At 43.6% G+C, this 18921-nt stretch carries 9 protein-coding genes, 27 tRNA genes and 5 rRNA genes; all 41 read right to left on the bottom strand.

The features are described from left to right. Window positions 1-39: 39 nt before the first annotated feature. The 41 genes from purC to ACNTMY_RS00085 all read right to left on the bottom strand — a co-directional run bounded on the left by purC (window position 40) and on the right by ACNTMY_RS00085 (window position 18796). The gene (gene purC, locus ACNTMY_RS00285) at window positions 40-750 is read right to left on the bottom strand and encodes a phosphoribosylaminoimidazolesuccinocarboxamide synthase (protein ID WP_021141386.1); all 711 of its coding nucleotides are present in this window, start codon (window positions 748-750) and stop codon (window positions 40-42) included. 124 nt (window positions 751-874) lie between these two features. Beyond that, window positions 875-1117: an acyl carrier protein gene (locus ACNTMY_RS00280; protein WP_003067281.1), complete on the bottom strand. Its 243-nt coding sequence runs from the start codon at window positions 1115-1117 to the stop codon at window positions 875-877. Window positions 1118-1134: 17 nt separating this feature from the next. Next, window positions 1135-2130 carry a phosphate acyltransferase PlsX gene (gene plsX / locus ACNTMY_RS00275; RefSeq protein ID WP_287970155.1) on the bottom strand — a complete coding sequence of 332 codons (996 nt, stop codon included), beginning with the start codon at window positions 2128-2130 and terminating at the stop codon, window positions 1135-1137. A 135-nt stretch (window positions 2131-2265) separates the two neighbouring features. After that, window positions 2266-3021 carry a DNA repair protein RecO gene (recO, locus tag ACNTMY_RS00270; protein ID WP_423216264.1) on the bottom strand — a complete coding sequence of 252 codons (756 nt, stop codon included), beginning with the start codon at window positions 3019-3021 and terminating at the stop codon, window positions 2266-2268. After that, window positions 3011-4186 (bottom strand): pyridoxal phosphate-dependent aminotransferase, encoded by a 1176-nt coding sequence (locus tag ACNTMY_RS00265; protein WP_074863881.1) that lies wholly within the window; start codon window positions 4184-4186, stop codon window positions 3011-3013. Before ACNTMY_RS00265 ends, recO begins: the two co-directional genes overlap by 11 nt. A gap of 185 nt (window positions 4187-4371) precedes the next feature. Then, entirely contained in the window at window positions 4372-5343 is a 972-nt protein-coding gene (locus ACNTMY_RS00260) for a ribose-phosphate diphosphokinase (protein ID WP_423216263.1), read from the bottom strand. Between the two features lie 130 nt (window positions 5344-5473). Next, window positions 5474-6823 carry a PcsB-like coiled-coil domain-containing protein gene (locus ACNTMY_RS00255; protein WP_423216262.1) on the bottom strand — a complete coding sequence of 450 codons (1350 nt, stop codon included), beginning with the start codon at window positions 6821-6823 and terminating at the stop codon, window positions 5474-5476. Window positions 6824-6924: 101 nt separating this feature from the next. Beyond that, window positions 6925-7440, bottom strand: a complete 516-nt coding sequence (gene mreD / locus ACNTMY_RS00250; RefSeq protein ID WP_423216261.1) for a rod shape-determining protein MreD — start codon at window positions 7438-7440, stop codon at window positions 6925-6927. After that, window positions 7433-8260 (bottom strand): rod shape-determining protein MreC, encoded by an 828-nt coding sequence (gene mreC, locus ACNTMY_RS00245; RefSeq protein ID WP_423216260.1) that lies wholly within the window; start codon window positions 8258-8260, stop codon window positions 7433-7435. The genes mreD and mreC overlap by 8 nt, the downstream gene beginning before the upstream one ends. A gap of 71 nt (window positions 8261-8331) precedes the next feature. Continuing rightward, window positions 8332-8419, bottom strand: a tRNA-Ser gene (locus ACNTMY_RS00240). Between the two features lie 10 nt (window positions 8420-8429). Next, window positions 8430-8503: transfer RNA gene (locus ACNTMY_RS00235), tRNA-Ile, on the bottom strand. Window positions 8504-8536: 33 nt separating this feature from the next. Next, window positions 8537-8607, bottom strand: a tRNA-Gly gene (locus ACNTMY_RS00230). Window positions 8608-8626: 19 nt separating this feature from the next. Continuing rightward, window positions 8627-8699, bottom strand: a tRNA-Phe gene (locus ACNTMY_RS00225). A gap of 5 nt (window positions 8700-8704) precedes the next feature. Continuing rightward, a tRNA-Met gene (locus ACNTMY_RS00220) sits at window positions 8705-8778 on the bottom strand. A gap of 12 nt (window positions 8779-8790) precedes the next feature. Further along, window positions 8791-8880: transfer RNA gene (locus ACNTMY_RS00215), tRNA-Ser, on the bottom strand. 22 nt (window positions 8881-8902) lie between these two features. Beyond that, window positions 8903-8976, bottom strand: a tRNA-Ile gene (locus ACNTMY_RS00210). A gap of 22 nt (window positions 8977-8998) precedes the next feature. After that, window positions 8999-9072, bottom strand: a tRNA-Met gene (locus tag ACNTMY_RS00205). Between the two features lie 5 nt (window positions 9073-9077). After that, window positions 9078-9151 (bottom strand) — tRNA-Pro (locus ACNTMY_RS00200). Between the two features lie 6 nt (window positions 9152-9157). Beyond that, a tRNA-Arg gene (locus ACNTMY_RS00195) sits at window positions 9158-9231 on the bottom strand. A 22-nt stretch (window positions 9232-9253) separates the two neighbouring features. Further along, a tRNA-Leu gene (locus tag ACNTMY_RS00190) sits at window positions 9254-9339 on the bottom strand. Between the two features lie 8 nt (window positions 9340-9347). Then, window positions 9348-9419 (bottom strand) — tRNA-Gly (locus tag ACNTMY_RS00185). Between the two features lie 18 nt (window positions 9420-9437). Beyond that, a tRNA-Thr gene (locus ACNTMY_RS00180) sits at window positions 9438-9510 on the bottom strand. Between the two features lie 14 nt (window positions 9511-9524). Further along, a tRNA-Leu gene (locus ACNTMY_RS00175) sits at window positions 9525-9606 on the bottom strand. Between the two features lie 9 nt (window positions 9607-9615). Further along, a tRNA-Lys gene (locus ACNTMY_RS00170) sits at window positions 9616-9688 on the bottom strand. Window positions 9689-9691: 3 nt separating this feature from the next. Further along, a tRNA-Asp gene (locus ACNTMY_RS00165) sits at window positions 9692-9764 on the bottom strand. A gap of 24 nt (window positions 9765-9788) precedes the next feature. Next, a tRNA-Val gene (locus ACNTMY_RS00160) sits at window positions 9789-9861 on the bottom strand. Window positions 9862-9865: 4 nt separating this feature from the next. Continuing rightward, a 5S ribosomal RNA gene (gene rrf, locus ACNTMY_RS00155) occupies window positions 9866-9981 on the bottom strand. Window positions 9982-10066: 85 nt separating this feature from the next. After that, window positions 10067-12966 (bottom strand): 23S ribosomal RNA (locus ACNTMY_RS00150). 146 nt (window positions 12967-13112) lie between these two features. Next, window positions 13113-13185: transfer RNA gene (locus tag ACNTMY_RS00145), tRNA-Ala, on the bottom strand. 54 nt (window positions 13186-13239) lie between these two features. Then, a 16S ribosomal RNA gene (locus ACNTMY_RS00140) occupies window positions 13240-14787 on the bottom strand. 120 nt (window positions 14788-14907) lie between these two features. Further along, window positions 14908-14981: transfer RNA gene (locus ACNTMY_RS00135), tRNA-Pro, on the bottom strand. Window positions 14982-14987: 6 nt separating this feature from the next. Continuing rightward, a tRNA-Arg gene (locus ACNTMY_RS00130) sits at window positions 14988-15061 on the bottom strand. Between the two features lie 22 nt (window positions 15062-15083). Continuing rightward, a tRNA-Leu gene (locus tag ACNTMY_RS00125) sits at window positions 15084-15169 on the bottom strand. Between the two features lie 8 nt (window positions 15170-15177). Further along, window positions 15178-15249, bottom strand: a tRNA-Gly gene (locus ACNTMY_RS00120). A gap of 18 nt (window positions 15250-15267) precedes the next feature. Further along, window positions 15268-15340 (bottom strand) — tRNA-Thr (locus ACNTMY_RS00115). A 14-nt stretch (window positions 15341-15354) separates the two neighbouring features. Next, window positions 15355-15436 (bottom strand) — tRNA-Leu (locus ACNTMY_RS00110). A gap of 9 nt (window positions 15437-15445) precedes the next feature. Beyond that, window positions 15446-15518 (bottom strand) — tRNA-Lys (locus tag ACNTMY_RS00105). Between the two features lie 3 nt (window positions 15519-15521). After that, window positions 15522-15594 (bottom strand) — tRNA-Asp (locus ACNTMY_RS00100). A 24-nt stretch (window positions 15595-15618) separates the two neighbouring features. Next, window positions 15619-15691: transfer RNA gene (locus tag ACNTMY_RS00095), tRNA-Val, on the bottom strand. Window positions 15692-15695: 4 nt separating this feature from the next. Beyond that, window positions 15696-15811 (bottom strand): 5S ribosomal RNA (gene rrf, locus ACNTMY_RS00090). Between the two features lie 85 nt (window positions 15812-15896). Beyond that, a 23S ribosomal RNA gene (locus tag ACNTMY_RS00085) occupies window positions 15897-18796 on the bottom strand. Together the 16S, 23S and 5S rRNA genes with 27 tRNA genes alongside form the textbook arrangement of a ribosomal RNA operon. Window positions 18797-18921: the final 125 nt, after the last annotated feature.

The raw sequence follows: 18921 nt of genomic DNA, 5'->3' as shown, positions 1-18921 counted from the left end.
TTTTAGAAATTCTTTTGACACTCTAGAAATCGCAATTACTTAGTCAAGTCCTTTTAATTTTTCAAGAACCACTTCGTAAACATCAGTCAAACTACCCAAGTCACGACGGAAAACGTCTTTATCCATGTGGTGACCTTCAGCATCCCAAAGGCGGCAGTTATCTGGTGAAAATTCATCAGCAAGAATAATTTTGCCATCTTTGTCTTTACCAAATTCCAATTTGAAATCAATCAAAGTAAGACCGATTTGTTTGAACCAATCTTTCAAAAGTTCGTTAATACGACGTGTTTCAGCTTTGATGTAAGCAATGTCTTCTTCACTTGCAATTCCAAGGAATTTCACGTGTTCATCATTGATGAATGGATCATCCAATTCATCATTTTTGTAGTAGAACTCAACAATCGGTGTATCTAATTTAATACCTTCTTCAACACCAAAACGTTTTGAGAATGAACCTGCAGTGACATTACGTAAAACAACTTCAAGAGGAACAATATCAACTTTTTTGTTCAATTGTTCGGTTTCTGACAATTGTTTAACAAAGTGAGTGGCTACTCCTGCTTCATTCAATTTTGTAAAAATTAAAGATGAGATTTGATTATTAAGAACGCCTTTACCTTTAATAGTCTCTTTTCGAGCACCATTAAGCATAGTAGCTTGGTCTTTGTAGACCGAAATAATCAAGTTCTCATCTTCTGATGTTGTGTAAATATCTTTAGCTTTTCCCGTATAAATTAGTTGTCGTGACATGTTTTTGTTCGCCTTTCGCTTTTATTCTACTAAATTTTATCACATGCTCAAACCAATTTCAACATTTAACAGACTTTTTAATAAAATAAAATTAAAAACGTCCGCTTTTTGCGAACGTTTTTCTTTATTTTACTCTATTATAGAGATATTCCATCATTTCTCCCATACATTTCATGTCTTCAACATCTTCATCAGGGATTTCCAAATGGAACTCATCTTCAAGATTGATAACAAATTCTGTCAAAGCAATAGAATCAACTCCCAAATCATCGTGGAGACTCGTTGTTTGTGTAATCTCCAAATCAGGCTTATTCATTTGCTCCTTAATGATGAAACTAATCCTTTCAAAAATAGCCTCTTTTGTCATCTCATCCTCCCTTTTCGTTAATCTTTCGGTGTGAATGCTTCTACTAATTGACCTACAACATTAGTATCCAACATCTTACGAGCTTGTCTAATCGTATAATAAACTGCTTGCGCATCACTTGAACCATGGCATTTCACAACAGGTGCTTTAAGTCCAAAAAGAACAGCTCCACCAGCACTTGAATAATCCATAGTATCTTTCAAACTATACAAGCTGTCTTTCAATAAAAGAGCTCCCAATTTTGCCTTAAGTCCACCTGATTTAATAGAAGATTTCAAAGCTCCCATAATATTGAGGGCAGTTCCTTCCATTGTTTTAAGAACAGCATTTCCTGTGAAACCATCTGATACCACAACATCAGCAACACCATTCATCAAATCACGCGCTTCAACATTTCCAACAAAATTCAACGTGTCATCTTCAGCTAACAAAGCATAAGTTTCCTTGTGAAGTGGATCACCTTTAGTAGATTCTGTCCCGTTATTAAGCAAACCAACACGCGGTTTATCAATCCCACGAACATTCTTAGCATAAAATGAACCTAAGATAGCATACTGATGCAAATGTTTTGGTGTATTTTCAGCATTAGCACCAAGGTCTAACATGTCATATCCTTTGCCATCCAAAGTTGGTAATGTAGACATAAGACCTGGACGATCAATCCCTTTAATACGTCCAACAACAAACAAGCCTGCTGCTAGAAGAGCACCTGTATTTCCTGCAGAAATAACAGCATCTGCTTCACCTTCTTTAACAGCTTTGGCACCAAGCACCATACTTGCTTTCTTTTTACGACGAATTGCCTTAGCTGGCTCATCGTCTGAATTAATTTTTTCATCTGTATGAATGATTGACACGCGCTCTGTCGCTGTCAAATATTTTTTAATTTTTGCTTCATCTCCATAAAGTTGAACCTCAATATCTGAGAATTCGGCTACGGCACGATTGACTCCTTCAACAATAGCTTTAGGAGCATTATCGCCGCCCATAGCATCAATAGCAATTTTTTTCATATGAATTTCCTCACAAAACATTATCGCTTTATTATAGCATGATTCGAGATTTTTTTCATTTTTCGAAAATAGCAGAGCAACTTTCAGAAAAAAGCCACCTGACAAACACATCAAAAAGTGTTTATCAAGTGACCTTTATTTCATGATATTTCCCCAAGAACCTAAATCATCGATGAACTTTTTACTCTTCAATCGAACACCGACATAGTTGTCATAGATATCATCTATAAACAAACGCAATTTTCGTTTCATTTCAGGTTTAACTGAAATCGTTTTTAACTCATCAAATTGAATAGCTTGAAAACGATCAAGGAGATAAAGCATATTCGGATCAACATGACTTCGATGCTCATCTTTTGGATAATGCTCTGGACAAAGCAAGCCAGTGTACTTATGAGAAAAATCAAAAGGAAGTCCTACACGATGACAAAATGCACATTCATGCAGATTCAAACTAATACCGAAGCGCTCCAAAATCTGAATCTCAAAGATATTCGTCAAGATTTCATAATCAAGCCCCTCTTCCATCAAAGATAAAGTCTTGTTCAAAAAAGCAAACAACTGTGAATCTGCTACATTATCAGGCACAGCAGCATCAGCCAAAGAAGTTACATAAGAAGCGTATGACAACTTAAATAAATCAGCATTGATTTCCTTAAACGAAGCTACTTCCTTATAATCCTCGATGAACGATAAACCATTGTCGTTAATCTTCACGATAAATTTAGCAATGGTCAACGGCTGAATCACAGAATTAAAACGAGATTTTCCCGCATGTCTCACAAAAAACATATGCTTTCCATCTGTTTCTGTAAAAATCTTAACTAGTTTGTCATCCTCGCGATAATTACGATTATAAAGGACAAGGCCATAAGTTTCTTTAGTTTGCATGTTCTTCCATAAATTCTTTCAAACGATCCATCGCTGTAGTGATTGTTTCCATGCTAGCTGCGTAAGATAAACGAACATAACCTTCACCGTACTGACCAAAGGCTACACCTGGGATAAAGGCAACAGCCTTTTCACGCGCGAAACTTTGACAGAATTTAAATGAATCTTGTTCATAACCAGCAGGAATTTTGGCAAAGATATAGAAAGCTCCATCTGGTTTAATAATCTTAAATCCAAGAGCAGACATTTTATCCATAATATAATCACGACGTTTCAAATACTCAGCTTTCATTGGAAGAGCATCATCTTTACCAACAGAAAGAGCTTCAATAGCCGCAAATTGTGCCATCGTCGCTGCAGCCGTTACCAAATATTGGTGACTCTTAATCAACTGAGCAGTGAAGACAGCAGGCGCAAAAATCAAACCTATTCGCCAACCAGTCATGGCATGAGATTTAGACAGACCATTAATCAAAATAGTTTGTTCTGGAAGGTACTCAGCAATCGATACGTGAGGTTCATTACTATAAGTCAACTCAGCATAAACTTCATCAGAAATTACAAAAACATCATATTTCTTGAGCACATCAGCCAACTCTTTGATTTGTTTACGTGAATAAGTCACACCAGTCGGATTCGTTGGATAATTTAGCAAAACCGCTTTTAGCTTATCACCTTGTTCTAAAATTGCTTTTTCAAGCATTTCTGGCGTCAAAACAAAATCATTATCAGTTGTATCAATTTCAACAATTTCAGCTCCCACAAGATTAGCAATCGGTTCATAACCTGGATAAGCTGGCGCTGGCAAAAGAACTGTATCACCAGGTTCTAAAATAGCAGTCAATGTAGCTGATAGAGCTTCAGTAGCTCCAATTGTAACCAAAATTTCATTGTCAGGGTTGTATGACAAATTATACTTTGTTTTTACAAAATCAGCTGCAGCTTGACGCAGAGCAGGTAAACCAGCCATACCAGTATAATGAGACTGATTGGCATCAATCGCAGCCTTAGCTGCCTCTTTAACATGATCAGGTGTTGTAAAATCAGGCTCACCAAGAGTCAGTTTCATAATCCCTGGTACATCCGAAATTGATTGATCAAATTGACGAATCAACGACACTTCAATTTTATCTAAATTTTTATTAAAACGATCTGTTAAACTCATAGTTTCACCTCAAAAATCTAATTACATCTATTATACATAATAATTCTAATAATTCTACACTTTTTTGATTTATCCACAGCATCCTGATAGAAAAGATTTCCGAAAGTTGTCCACATGTGTACAATTCAAAATAAAAATCGCTGGTAGAAAAACCAACGATTTTTTACTTACTCTAAAATTAATTATTAACGGTCGCTAACTCCCACTTCAAACAATGGTGACAATGGACGTTTTTCATGAATGCGAGTAATTGCTTCTGCAATTAATTCTGCAATAGAAATTTGTTCAATTTTATCAATCAAACGTTCTTCTGGAAGATAAATTGTATCCAAAACTACCAATTTCTTAATAGCTGAGTTTTGAATGTTATCAAGAGCTGGACCTGAAAGAACTGGGTGAGTACATGAAGCGTAAACTTCTGTTGCACCAGCTTCAGCAAGAGCATCAGCTGCGTGACAAATTGTACCTGCAGTATCGATCATGTCATCAATCAAGATACATTTTTTACCTTTAACATTACCAATGATGTGCATAACTTCACTGGTATTCATTTTTGTAACACTACGACGTTTATCAATGATAGCAATCGGTGTTTGGAGGAAGTGTGCCAATTTACGAGCACGTGTCACACCACCGTGGTCAGGACTAACAACAACAACATCGTCCCCAACCAATCCGTGACGATCGAAATAATCAGCGATCAATGGTGCACCCATCAAATGATCAACTGGAATATCAAAGAAGCCTTGAATTTGAGCAGCGTGCAAATCAACAGTCAAAAGACGGTCAACACCTGCTACTTCAAGCATATTTGCTACTAATTTAGATGTAATCGGTTCGCGTGAACGAGCTTTACGGTCTTGACGTGCATAACCGTAATAAGGAATAACAACGCTAATTTTTTCAGCACTAGCACGTTTAAGGGCATCAACCATGATTAAGATTTCCATCAAATTATTGTTAACTGGTGAGCTAGTTGATTGCAAAATAAAGACATGGTCGCCGCGAATTGATTCTTCAATATTGACTTGGATTTCACCATCAGAAAATTGACGTACAGATGATTTTCCGAGCTGAATTCCCATAGCCGAAGCTACTTTTTCTGCTAATTCTTTGTTTGACGATAAGGCAAACAATTTTAAATCAGAATAAGACATGATTTCCTCCAAAGTTTTTATCCTTTACCATTTTAACGTTTTTTCGGCTTTTTTTCAATGACAAATGCGTTAAATCCGCTTAAATACAAGGAAATAAAAAAGAGAGGGAGCTACCCCTCTCACAGATTTATTATTGGTAAATGTAGTAGACAGTACCGCCACCCCAAGTTGATGAAGTTGGGTTAAACCATCCACGGTAGTTACCGATTGAAGAATTACCAGCGTAGTTAGCTTCCATAACTTGGATATTTGTTGAACTTTGAACAGATGTTACGTAAGCAACGTGTCCGTATCCACCACCATCATATGGCCATACAGCTACTGCACCAGCTTGTGGTGTAGTACCTACAGAGTGACCTGCAGCTTGTGCACTAGCAATCCATTGGTTTGCGTTACCCCAATAGTTACCAACCCAAGAAGCAAGTGATTTAACACCCCAAGTACATTGACCAACTGGGTAAGAGTTACCTGCTGTATTAACTGATGCTGATACTGATGAAGATTTAGTAGCAGTTGTTGTAGCAGCTGGTTTTGAAGCTGTTGTAGTTTGTGCTGGTGTAGCTGCTGTTGATTGTGCAGCTGTTGAAGTACTTTGTGCTGGTGTAGCAGCAGCTGGTTGTGCTGGTGTTGTAGCAGCTGGTTGTGCAGCTGTTGAATCTTGAGCTGAAGTATCTGTAGTTGTATCAGTTGTAGCTGTATTGTTTTGAACAGCAGCTTGTGCTTGTGCTACAGATTCTGCTTGTGCTTGTGCTTCGGCAGCAGCTTGTGCTTCAGCAGCGGCTTGTGCTGCAGCGGCTTCAGCAGCAGCTTGTTCAGCAGCTTCTTTTTGAGCTACAAGGTTAGCACGTTCATCTTCAGCAGTTGCCAATTGAGCTGAAAGGTTCAATTGTGCAGCTTCCAATTCAGCTTGTTGTGTTGCCAAAGCAGCTTGGTTTTGTTCGATAGTTGCTTTGTTAGCAGCTACAGTGTTGATAGCTTCTTGGTTTTCTGCTTGTTTTTGTTCAATAGCAGCTTTATCTGCTTCTTGTTCATCAAGCATTTTTTTGTTTGCAGCAACTACTTCACGAATAGCTTGAACACGGTTAATAGCATCAGAAACTGATTTAGAGTTCAAGATTGTGTTAATGTAGCTAGTAGCTGAAACGTTCTTTTGAGCATTACGAGCTTGGTTTTTCAAAGTTTCGTTACGAGCAACAATTTTGCTTGAAAGAACTTGAATTTCTTCGCTCAATTTTTGAGATTCAGCTTCAAGTTGTGCATTTTGTGCTTCCAATTCAGCTTGTTGTGATTGAAGAGAAGACACTTGAGTTTGGATTGCATCAACTTGGCTTTGTGCTGCAGCTTGCTCAGAAGTCAGGTTACTGATTACAGCATCCTGTGCAGCAATTTGTGTATCAAAATCATCCGCATTTACAGTTACGGCTGCTGTCCCTAGTGTTACACCACTGACAAGAACAGCTGATAAAATTCTTTTTTTCATATTAATTAAACTACTCCTTTTTGATAAGACATTATTATTTTACCAAAAAATCACGCAAGTAATATTACGTGATTGTTACATTTATGTTTTGTTATGGTAATCTAAGCATTAAAATATACTTTTTTAAACAATTTTTGAAATATCAAATACAACAAAATATTGAAAATCAGTGTTGGCGCAAAACCATAAGCAATAAAATTAGCTATTGTTAACGTTGTCATCCCCAGTAATACCGCACAAACATCTCCAACAATTTCAAACACAAATAAAACAATAATAAAGAATGTTAATGTTTGAAAATTACTAGAGAAAATAGTCTTAGTAATACTATTAGTAAAAATTACTAAAAACGGCAATAAAAGAACAACAATCCCGATTCTATTCAAATAGTAAATATCATATAATCCACCAAGAACCAAAGAGCTAAATATAGTAAAATACTTAGTCTGATTATGGTAGAAATATATAATAGCCAGTAAAAGTAAATGACTGCTAATCGTCACATGGTATGTAAAGACAGAACTCATTAGATAGGAAAACTGACCATCAACTAACATCAATAGGAAAAGTGTAAAAAGTAAAAAATATCTGTTTTTTAAAAACGCCACATTAATCACCAACCACTGTTACATAAGAAATATCAGAGAAATCTGCTGTCGGTTTAACATAAACAACACGCTCTAAATTTTCAGAACTATTCTTGACGCTAGAAACTGAACCAACTGAAATATTAGCTACAGTATCACCATCAAGACCACTCGTCGCAACACTATCACCCTCAACAACATCTGCAGAAGAATTAAGGTTAGAAACTACAAAACACTTCTTTTCTGAATCATATGATTCTAAAATTCCATAAAGATCTCCTGAAGCAGTAGATATCTTGACAGGGATACTAAAATCAGAACCATTAGCTAAAAGTGCGATATTTGATGTCGAAGAATCAACATCATCAACAACACCTATAAGCCCTCCATTAGAGAGTGCTAACATTTTTTTAGCAACGTTTTTATCCTTCCCAATCTTAACCGTCAAAGACTCATACCAAGAAACAGGACTTCTAACTATAACTTTTCCTGTTGCAGAAAACTGAGTTGTAATTGAGGAAGCAGCATTAATAGCATTATTTAATTGATCATTCTCAGTTTTTAATGATGCAATTTCTTCACTTTGATTCTCAAGTTCAGCAACTTTTTTCTTCAATTTTTTATTTTCAGAATAAGTATCAAATAAATCATGAATATCTTCATTTAAAGATCCTAATGACCTAAATGGAGCAGAAACAACAGAATCAACCCTAGCAACAACACTTCTAATCGGCGACGAAATCACCGAAATAACACCTAAATTTCTGAAAAGTAGCGATAATGAAAATGACAAAATCAACAAAATCACAACAGCGAAGAAAACGAAACGTGAGACTCTTAATTTTTTCAAGATTGCGCACCAACTAACTTAGAATATAAAAATAAACGAGATATCAAAAGATAACTCGTTTGAAAATAGCACGGAGAATAAGGGATTCGAACCCTTGCGCCAGTTACCCGACCTAACGATTTAGCAAACCGTCCTCTTCAGCCTCTTGAGTAATTCTCCATTCCATGTATGGGCACAAGTGGACTCGAACCACCGACCTCACGCTTATCAGGCGTGCGCTCTAACCAGCTGAGCTATGCGCCCATGAAACTTGGAATAACCAATATAAAAATAAAAAGCGGGTGACGAGAATCGAACTCGCGACAACAGCTTGGAAGGCTGTAGTTTTACCACTAAACTACACCCGCATAATATTATTCAACTAAATGGCGCGAGACGGAATCGAACCGCCGACACATGGAGCTTCAATCCATTGCTCTACCAACTGAGCTACCGAGCCTTCTATTGCGGGAGCAGGATTTGAACCTACGACCTTCGGGTTATGAGCCCGACGAGCTACCGAGCTGCTCCATCCCGCGCTAACAATATAAAGGAGGATGTGGGATTCGAACCCACGCACGCTTTTACACGCCTGACGGTTTTCAAGACCGTTCCCTTCAGCCGGACTTGGGTAATCCTCCAAAATAAAAATTCAAATCAATATGGACCTTGTAGGACTCGAACCTACGACCGCTCGGTTATGAGCCGAGTGCTCTAACCAGTTGAGCTAAAGGTCCAAAGTCATCCATATATCATCTATAGCGGCGAAGGGGATCGAACCCCCGACCTCCCGGGTATGAACCGGACGCTCTAGCCAGCTGAGCTACACCGCCATCAATCGGGAAGACAGGATTCGAACCTGCGACCCCTTGGTCCCAAACCAAGTGCTCTACCAAGCTGAGCTACTTCCCGAAATTATGCACCCTGCAGGATTCGAACCTGCAACCGCCTGATTCGTAGTCAGGTACTCTATCCAGTTGAGCCAAGGGTGCATCATAATATTAAATTGTATACTGCCGAGGACCGGAATCGAACCGGTACGAAGGTTACCCTTCGCAGGATTTTAAGTCCTGTGCGTCTGCCAGTTCCGCCACCCCGGCCTCTAACAAGCGAACGACGGGGTTCGAACCCGCGACCCCCACCTTGGCAAGGTGATGTTCTACCACTGAACTACGTTCGCATAAAGAGTATCCTTATATGCCGGCTACATGACTTGAACACGCGACCCTCTGATTACAAATCAGATGCTCTACCAACTGAGCTAAGCCGGCAACTTCTTATTTAATGCGGGTTAAGGGACTTGAACCCCCACGCCGTTAAGCGCCAGATCCTAAATCTGGTGCGTCTGCCAATTCCGCCAAACCCGCATATTAATATGACCCGTACTGGGCTCGAACCAGTGACCCTCTGATTAAAAGTCAGATGCTCTACCAACTGAGCTAACGAGTCAAACGGTCCCGACGGGAATCGAACCCGCGATCTTCGCCGTGACAGGGCGACGTGATAACCGCTACACCACGGGACCTTTTGGTTTATATACCATTGTAAATGGGAGTTAACGGGATCGAACCGCTGACCCTCTGCTTGTAAGGCAGATGCTCTCCCAGCTGAGCTAAACTCCCTTTTGCTAAGCGACTACCATATCTAACAGGGGGCAACCCCCAACTACATCAGGCGTGCTAGGGCTTAACTTCTGTGTTCGGCATGGGAACAGGTGTATCTCCTAGGCTATCGTCACTTAACTATGATTGATTATCCAATCAAAATTGAATACCTATATATTCTAACAAGAAACCGACTCGCTGTCAATATTGACTCGTTTCTTTTTTGGATAAGTCCTCGAGCTATTAGTATTAGTCCGCTACATGTGTCACCACACTTACACTTCTAACCTATCTACCTGATCATCTCTCAGGGCTCTTACTGATATAAAATCATGGGAAATCTCATCTTGAGGTGGGCTTCACACTTAGATGCTTTCAGCGTTTATCCCTTCCCTACATAGCTACCCAGCGATGCCTTTGGCAAGACAACTGGTACACCAGCGGTAAGTCCACTCTGGTCCTCTCGTACTAGGAGCAGATCCTCTCAAATTTCCTACGCCCGCGACGGATAGGGACCGAACTGTCTCACGACGTTCTGAACCCAGCTCGCGTGCCGCTTTAATGGGCGAACAGCCCAACCCTTGGGACCGACTACAGCCCCAGGATGCGACGAGCCGACATCGAGGTGCCAAACCTCCCCGTCGATGTGAACTCTTGGGGGAGATAAGCCTGTTATCCCCAGGGTAGCTTTTATCCGTTGAGCGATGGCCCTTCCATGCGGAACCACCGGATCACTAAGCCCGACTTTCGTCCCTGCTCGAGTTGTAGCTCTCGCAGTCAAGCTCCCTTATACCTTTACACTCTGCGAATGATTTCCAACCATTCTGAGGGAACCTTTGGGCGCCTCCGTTACCTTTTAGGAGGCGACCGCCCCAGTCAAACTGCCCGTCAGACACTGTCTCCGATAGGGATAACCTATCTGGGTTAGAGTAGCCATAACACAAGGGTAGTATCCCAACAACGCCTCCACCGAAACTAGCGTCCCGATTTCATAGGCTCCTACCTATCCTGTACATGTGGTACAGATACTCAATATCAAACTGCAGTAAAGCTCCATGGGGTCTTTCCGTCCTGTCGCGGGTAACCTGCATCTTCACAGGTACTAAAATTTCACCGAGTCTCTCGTTGAGACAGTGCCCAAATCATTACGCCTTTCGTGCGGGTCGGAACTTACCCGACAAGGAATTTCGCTACCTTAGGACCGTTATAGTTACGGCCGCCGTTTACTGGGGCTTCAATTCACACCTTCGCTAATGCTAAGCGCTCCTCTTAACCTTCCAGCACCGGGCAGGCGTCACCCCCTATACATCATCTTACGATTTAGCAGAGAGCTGTGTTTTTGATAAACAGTTGCTTGGGCCTATTCACTGCGGCTGACTTAAAGCCAGCGCCCCTTCTCCCGAAGTTACGGGGCCATTTTGCCGAGTTCCTTAACGAGAGTTCTCTCGCTCACCTGAGGCTACTCGCCTCGACTACCTGTGTCGGTTTGCGGTACGGGTAGAGTATAATTAACGCTAGAAGCTTTTCTTGGCAGTGTGACATCACTAACTTCGCTACTTAACTTCGCTCCCCATCACAGCTCAATGTTATAGATATAAGCATTTGACTCATATCACACCTCACTGCTTAGACGTGCACTTCCAATCGCACGCTTTAGTTAGCCTACTGCGTCCCTCCATCACTATATACTCTAGTACAGGAATATCAACCTGTTGTCCATCGGATACACCTTTCGGTCTCTCCTTAGGTCCCGACTAACCCAGGGAGGACGAGCCTTCCCCTGGAAACCTTAGTCATACGGTGGACAGGATTCTCACCTGTCTTTCGCTACTCATACCGGCATTCTCACTTCTATGCGTTCCAGCGCTCCTCACGGTACACCTTCATCACACATAGAACGCTCTCCTACCATACCTAAAAGGTATCCACAGCTTCGGTAATATGTTTTAGCCCCGGTACATTTTCGGCGCAGGGTCACTCGACTAGTGAGCTATTACGCACTCTTTGAATGAATAGCTGCTTCTAAGCTAACATCCTAGTTGTCTGTGCAACCCCACATCCTTTTCCACTTAACATATATTTTGGGACCTTAGCTGGTGGTCTGGGCTGTTTCCCTTTCGACTACGGATCTTAGCACTCGCAGTCTGACTGCCGATTATATCTCGTTGGCATTCGGAGTTTATCTGATATTGGTAATCCGGGATGGACCCCTCAATCAAACAGTGCTCTACCTCCAAGAGACTTAACATCGACGCTAGCCCTAAAGCTATTTCGGAGAGAACCAGCTATCTCCAAGTTCGTTTGGAATTTCTCCGCTACCCACAAGTCATCCAAGCACTTTTCAACGTGCCCTGGTTCGGGCCTCCAGTGAGTTTTACCTCACCTTCACCCTGCTCATGGGTAGGTCACATGGTTTCGGGTCTACGACATGATACTAAGTCGCCCTATTAAGACTCGGTTTCCCTACGGCTCCGTCTCTTCAACTTAACCTCGCATCATATCGTAACTCGCCGGTTCATTCTACAAAAGGCACGCTCTCACCCATTAACGGGCTCGAACTTGTTGTAGGCACACGGTTTCAGGTTCTATTTCACTCCCCTCCCGGGGTGCTTTTCACCTTTCCCTCACGGTACTGGTTCACTATCGGTCACTAGAGAGTATTTAGGGTTAGGAGATGGTCCTCCCAGATTCCGACGAGATTTCTCGTGTCTCGCCGTACTCAGGATACTGCTAGGGTTAAAGACTATTTCGAATACGAGGCTGTTACTCTCTTTGGCTTACCTTCCCAGGTAATTCTTCTATAATCTTGTCGTCCCACAACGCAGTCCTACAACCCCGATGTGTAAACACATCGGTTTGCCCTCTTACCTTTTCGCTCGCCGCTACTAAGGCAATCGCGTTTGCTTTCTCTTCCTGCAGCTACTTAGATGTTTCAGTTCACTGCGTCTTCCTCTACATTACCTTAACAGTAATGAGTGACATGCATTACATGCCGGGTTCCCCCATTCGGACATCTCTGGATCAATGTTTACTTACAACTCCCCAAAGCATTTCGTCGTTAGTCACGTCCTTCATCGGCTTCTAGTGCCAAGGCATCCACCGTGCGCCCTTATTAACTTAACCTTATTTTGGTCTGTTGACCTTAAACTCATTAAATCACAGCGTTTCGGTTTATTTCTTGTTACTATCTACAATTCAATTTCTTGAATCGTGGAATTTGATATAGATATTCAATTTTCAATGGACAATCTTTGAATCTTTCGATTCAATGGAGCCTAGCGGGATCGAACCGCTGACCTCCTGCGTGCAAAGCAGGCGCTCTCCCAGCTGAGCTAAGGCCCCACAAGACCTCTCAAAACTAAACAATACTCCAAACGTGCTTCCGTTTATCCTTAGAAAGGAGGTGATCCAGCCGCACCTTCCGATACGGCTACCTTGTTACGACTTCACCCCAATCATCTATCCCACCTTAGGCGGCTGGCTCCAAAAGGTTACCTCACCGACTTCGGGTGTTACAAACTCTCGTGGTGTGACGGGCGGTGTGTACAAGGCCCGGGAACGTATTCACCGCGGCGTGCTGATCCGCGATTACTAGCGATTCCGACTTCATGTAGGCGAGTTGCAGCCTACAATCCGAACTGAGATTGGCTTTAAGAGATTTGCTTGCCGTCACCGACTCGCGACTCGTTGTACCAACCATTGTAGCACGTGTGTAGCCCAGGTCATAAGGGGCATGATGATTTGACGTCATCCCCACCTTCCTCCGGTTTATTACCGGCAGTCTCGCTAGAGTGCCCAACTTAATGATGGCAACTAACAATAGGGGTTGCGCTCGTTGCGGGACTTAACCCAACATCTCACGACACGAGCTGACGACAACCATGCACCACCTGTCACCGATGTTCCGAAGAAACTTCCTATCTCTAGGAATAGCATCGGGATGTCAAGACCTGGTAAGGTTCTTCGCGTTGCTTCGAATTAAACCACATGCTCCACCGCTTGTGCGGGCCCCCGTCAATTCCTTTGAGTTTCAACCTTGCGGTCGTACTCCCCAGGCGGAGTGCTTAATGCGTTAGCTGCGGCACTAAGCCCCGGAAAGGGCCTAACACCTAGCACTCATCGTTTACGGCGTGGACTACCAGGGTATCTAATCCTGTTTGCTCCCCACGCTTTCGAGCCTCAGCGTCAGTTACAGACCAGAGAGCCGCTTTCGCCACCGGTGTTCCTCCATATATCTACGCATTTCACCGCTACACATGGAATTCCACTCTCCCCTTCTGCACTCAAGTCTAACAGTTTCCAAAGCGAACAATGGTTAAGCCACTGCCTTTAACTTCAGACTTATTAAACCGCCTGCGCTCGCTTTACGCCCAATAAATCCGGACAACGCTCGGGACCTACGTATTACCGCGGCTGCTGGCACGTAGTTAGCCGTCCCTTTCTGGTAAGTTACCGTCACTGTGTGAACTTTCCACTCTCACACACGTTCTTCTCTTACAACAGAGCTTTACGATCCGAAAACCTTCTTCACTCACGCGGCGTTGCTCGGTCAGGGTTGCCCCCATTGCCGAAGATTCCCTACTGCTGCCTCCCGTAGGAGTCTGGGCCGTGTCTCAGTCCCAGTGTGGCCGATCACCCTCTCAGGTCGGCTATGTATCGTCGCCTTGGTGAGCCGTTACCTCACCAACTAGCTAATACAACGCAGGTCCATCTACTAGTGAAGCAATTGCTCCTTTCAAGCATCTAACATGTGTTAAATGCTGTTATGCGGTATTAGCTATCGTTTCCAATAGTTATCCCCCGCTAGTAGGCAGGTTACCTACGCGTTACTCACCCGTTCGCAACTCTTCCAACTTTAGCAAGCTAAAGTCTTCAGCGTTCTACTTGCATGTATTAGGCACGCCGCCAGCGTTCGTCCTGAGCCAGGATCAAACTCTCATTTAATCTTGTTCTCATTCTGTCACTGACAGATTTATCGTTTTTTGACAGGTTACTTTCGTAACCCGCACGTTTGGTTCGTATTGTTCAGTTTTCAAAGGTCTTTGTGAATTTCAAGAATTCACATCGGGAAGACAGGATTCGAACCTGCGACCCCTTGGTCCCAAACCAAGTGCTCTACCAAGCTGAGCTACTTCCCGAAATTATGCACCCTGCAGGATTCGAACCTGCAACCGCCTGATTCGTAGTCAGGTACTCTATCCAGTTGAGCCAAGGGTGCATCATAATATTAAATTGTATACTGCCGAGGACCGGAATCGAACCGGTACGAAGGTTACCCTTCGCAGGATTTTAAGTCCTGTGCGTCTGCCAGTTCCGCCACCCCGGCCTCTAACAAGCGAACGACGGGGTTCGAACCCGCGACCCCCACCTTGGCAAGGTGATGTTCTACCACTGAACTACGTTCGCATAAAGAGTATCCTTATATGCCGGCTACATGACTTGAACACGCGACCCTCTGATTACAAATCAGATGCTCTACCAACTGAGCTAAGCCGGCAACTTCTTATTTAATGCGGGTTAAGGGACTTGAACCCCCACGCCGTTAAGCGCCAGATCCTAAATCTGGTGCGTCTGCCAATTCCGCCAAACCCGCATATTAATATGACCCGTACTGGGCTCGAACCAGTGACCCTCTGATTAAAAGTCAGATGCTCTACCAACTGAGCTAACGAGTCAAACGGTCCCGACGGGAATCGAACCCGCGATCTTCGCCGTGACAGGGCGACGTGATAACCGCTACACCACGGGACCTTTTGGTTTATATACCATTGTAAATGGGAGTTAACGGGATCGAACCGCTGACCCTCTGCTTGTAAGGCAGATGCTCTCCCAGCTGAGCTAAACTCCCTTTTGCTAAGCGACTACCATATCTAACAGGGGGCAACCCCCAACTACATCAGGCGTGCTAGGGCTTAACTTCTGTGTTCGGCATGGGAACAGGTGTATCTCCTAGGCTATCGTCACTTAACTATGATTGATTATCCAATCAAAATTGAATACCTATATATTCTAACAAGAAACCGACTCGCTGTCAATATTGACTCGTTTCTTTTTTGGATAAGTCCTCGAGCTATTAGTATTAGTCCGCTACATGTGTCACCACACTTACACTTCTAACCTATCTACCTGATCATCTCTCAGGGCTCTTACTGATATAAAATCATGGGAAATCTCATCTTGAGGTGGGCTTCACACTTAGATGCTTTCAGCGTTTATCCCTTCCCTACATAGCTACCCAGCGATGCCTTTGGCAAGACAACTGGTACACCAGCGGTAAGTCCACTCTGGTCCTCTCGTACTAGGAGCAGATCCTCTCAAATTTCCTACGCCCGCGACGGATAGGGACCGAACTGTCTCACGACGTTCTGAACCCAGCTCGCGTGCCGCTTTAATGGGCGAACAGCCCAACCCTTGGGACCGACTACAGCCCCAGGATGCGACGAGCCGACATCGAGGTGCCAAACCTCCCCGTCGATGTGAACTCTTGGGGGAGATAAGCCTGTTATCCCCAGGGTAGCTTTTATCCGTTGAGCGATGGCCCTTCCATGCGGAACCACCGGATCACTAAGCCCGACTTTCGTCCCTGCTCGAGTTGTAGCTCTCGCAGTCAAGCTCCCTTATACCTTTACACTCTGCGAATGATTTCCAACCATTCTGAGGGAACCTTTGGGCGCCTCCGTTACCTTTTAGGAGGCGACCGCCCCAGTCAAACTGCCCGTCAGACACTGTCTCCGATAGGGATAACCTATCTGGGTTAGAGTAGCCATAACACAAGGGTAGTATCCCAACAACGCCTCCACCGAAACTAGCGTCCCGATTTCATAGGCTCCTACCTATCCTGTACATGTGGTACAGATACTCAATATCAAACTGCAGTAAAGCTCCATGGGGTCTTTCCGTCCTGTCGCGGGTAACCTGCATCTTCACAGGTACTAAAATTTCACCGAGTCTCTCGTTGAGACAGTGCCCAAATCATTACGCCTTTCGTGCGGGTCGGAACTTACCCGACAAGGAATTTCGCTACCTTAGGACCGTTATAGTTACGGCCGCCGTTTACTGGGGCTTCAATTCACACCTTCGCTAATGCTAAGCGCTCCTCTTAACCTTCCAGCACCGGGCAGGCGTCACCCCCTATACATCATCTTACGATTTAGCAGAGAGCTGTGTTTTTGATAAACAGTTGCTTGGGCCTATTCACTGCGGCTGACTTAAAGCCAGCGCCCCTTCTCCCGAAGTTACGGGGCCATTTTGCCGAGTTCCTTAACGAGAGTTCTCTCGCTCACCTGAGGCTACTCGCCTCGACTACCTGTGTCGGTTTGCGGTACGGGTAGAGTATAATTAACGCTAGAAGCTTTTCTTGGCAGTGTGACATCACTAACTTCGCTACTTAACTTCGCTCCCCATCACAGCTCAATGTTATAGATATAAGCATTTGACTCATATCACACCTCACTGCTTAGACGTGCACTTCCAATCGCACGCTTTAGTTAGCCTACTGCGTCCCTCCATCACTATATACTCTAGTACAGGAATATCAACCTGTTGTCCATCGGATACACCTTTCGGTCTCTCCTTAGGTCCCGACTAACCCAGGGAGGACGAGCCTTCCCCTGGAAACCTTAGTCATACGGTGGACAGGATTCTCACCTGTCTTTCGCTACTCATACCGGCATTCTCACTTCTATGCGTTCCAGCGCTCCTCACGGTACACCTTCATCACACATAGAACGCTCTCCTACCATACCTAAAAGGTATCCACAGCTTCGGTAATATGTTTTAGCCCCGGTACATTTTCGGCGCAGGGTCACTCGACTAGTGAGCTATTACGCACTCTTTGAATGAATAGCTGCTTCTAAGCTAACATCCTAGTTGTCTGTGCAACCCCACATCCTTTTCCACTTAACATATATTTTGGGACCTTAGCTGGTGGTCTGGGCTGTTTCCCTTTCGACTACGGATCTTAGCACTCGCAGTCTGACTGCCGATTATATCTCGTTGGCATTCGGAGTTTATCTGATATTGGTAATCCGGGATGGACCCCTCAATCAAACAGTGCTCTACCTCCAAGAGACTTAACATCGACGCTAGCCCTAAAGCTATTTCGGAGAGAACCAGCTATCTCCAAGTTCGTTTGGAATTTCTCCGCTACCCACAAGTCATCCAAGCACTTTTCAACGTGCCCTGGTTCGGGCCTCCAGTGAGTTTTACCTCACCTTCACCCTGCTCATGGGTAGGTCACATGGTTTCGGGTCTACGACATGATACTAAGTCGCCCTATTAAGACTCGGTTTCCCTACGGCTCCGTCTCTTCAACTTAACCTCGCATCATATCGTAACTCGCCGGTTCATTCTACAAAAGGCACGCTCTCACCCATTAACGGGCTCGAACTTGTTGTAGGCACACGGTTTCAGGTTCTATTTCACTCCCCTCCCGGGGTGCTTTTCACCTTTCCCTCACGGTACTGGTTCACTATCGGTCACTAGAGAGTATTTAGGGTTAGGAGATGGTCCTCCCAGATTCCGACGAGATTTCTCGTGTCTCGCCGTACTCAGGATACTGCTAGGGTTAAAGACTATTTCGAATACGAGGCTGTTACTCTCTTTGGCTTACCTTCCCAGGTAATTCTTCTATAATCTTGTCGTCCCACAACGCAGTCCTACAACCCCGATGTGTAAACACATCGGTTTGCCCTCTTACCTTTTCGCTCGCCGCTACTAAGGCAATCGCGTTTGCTTTCTCTTCCTGCAGCTACTTAGATGTTTCAGTTCACTGCGTCTTCCTCTACATTACCTTAACAGTAATGAGTGACATGCATTACATGCCGGGTTCCCCCATTCGGACATCTCTGGATCAATGTTTACTTACAACTCCCCAAAGCATTTCGTCGTTAGTCACGTCCTTCATCGGCTTCTAGTGCCAAGGCATCCACCGTGCGCCCTTATTAACTTAACCTTATTTTGGTCTGTTGACCTTAAACTCATTAAATCACAGCGTTTCGGTTTATTTCTTGTTACTATCTACAATTCAATTTCTTGAATCGTGGAATTTGATATAGATATTCAATTTTCAATGGACAA

It is taken from the genome of Streptococcus equinus (assembly GCF_049393735.1).
In the GTDB taxonomy this organism is placed as follows: Bacteria; Bacillota; Bacilli; order Lactobacillales; family Streptococcaceae; genus Streptococcus; species Streptococcus equinus_G.
This window is presented reverse-complemented; position numbering and strand designations above follow the sequence as displayed.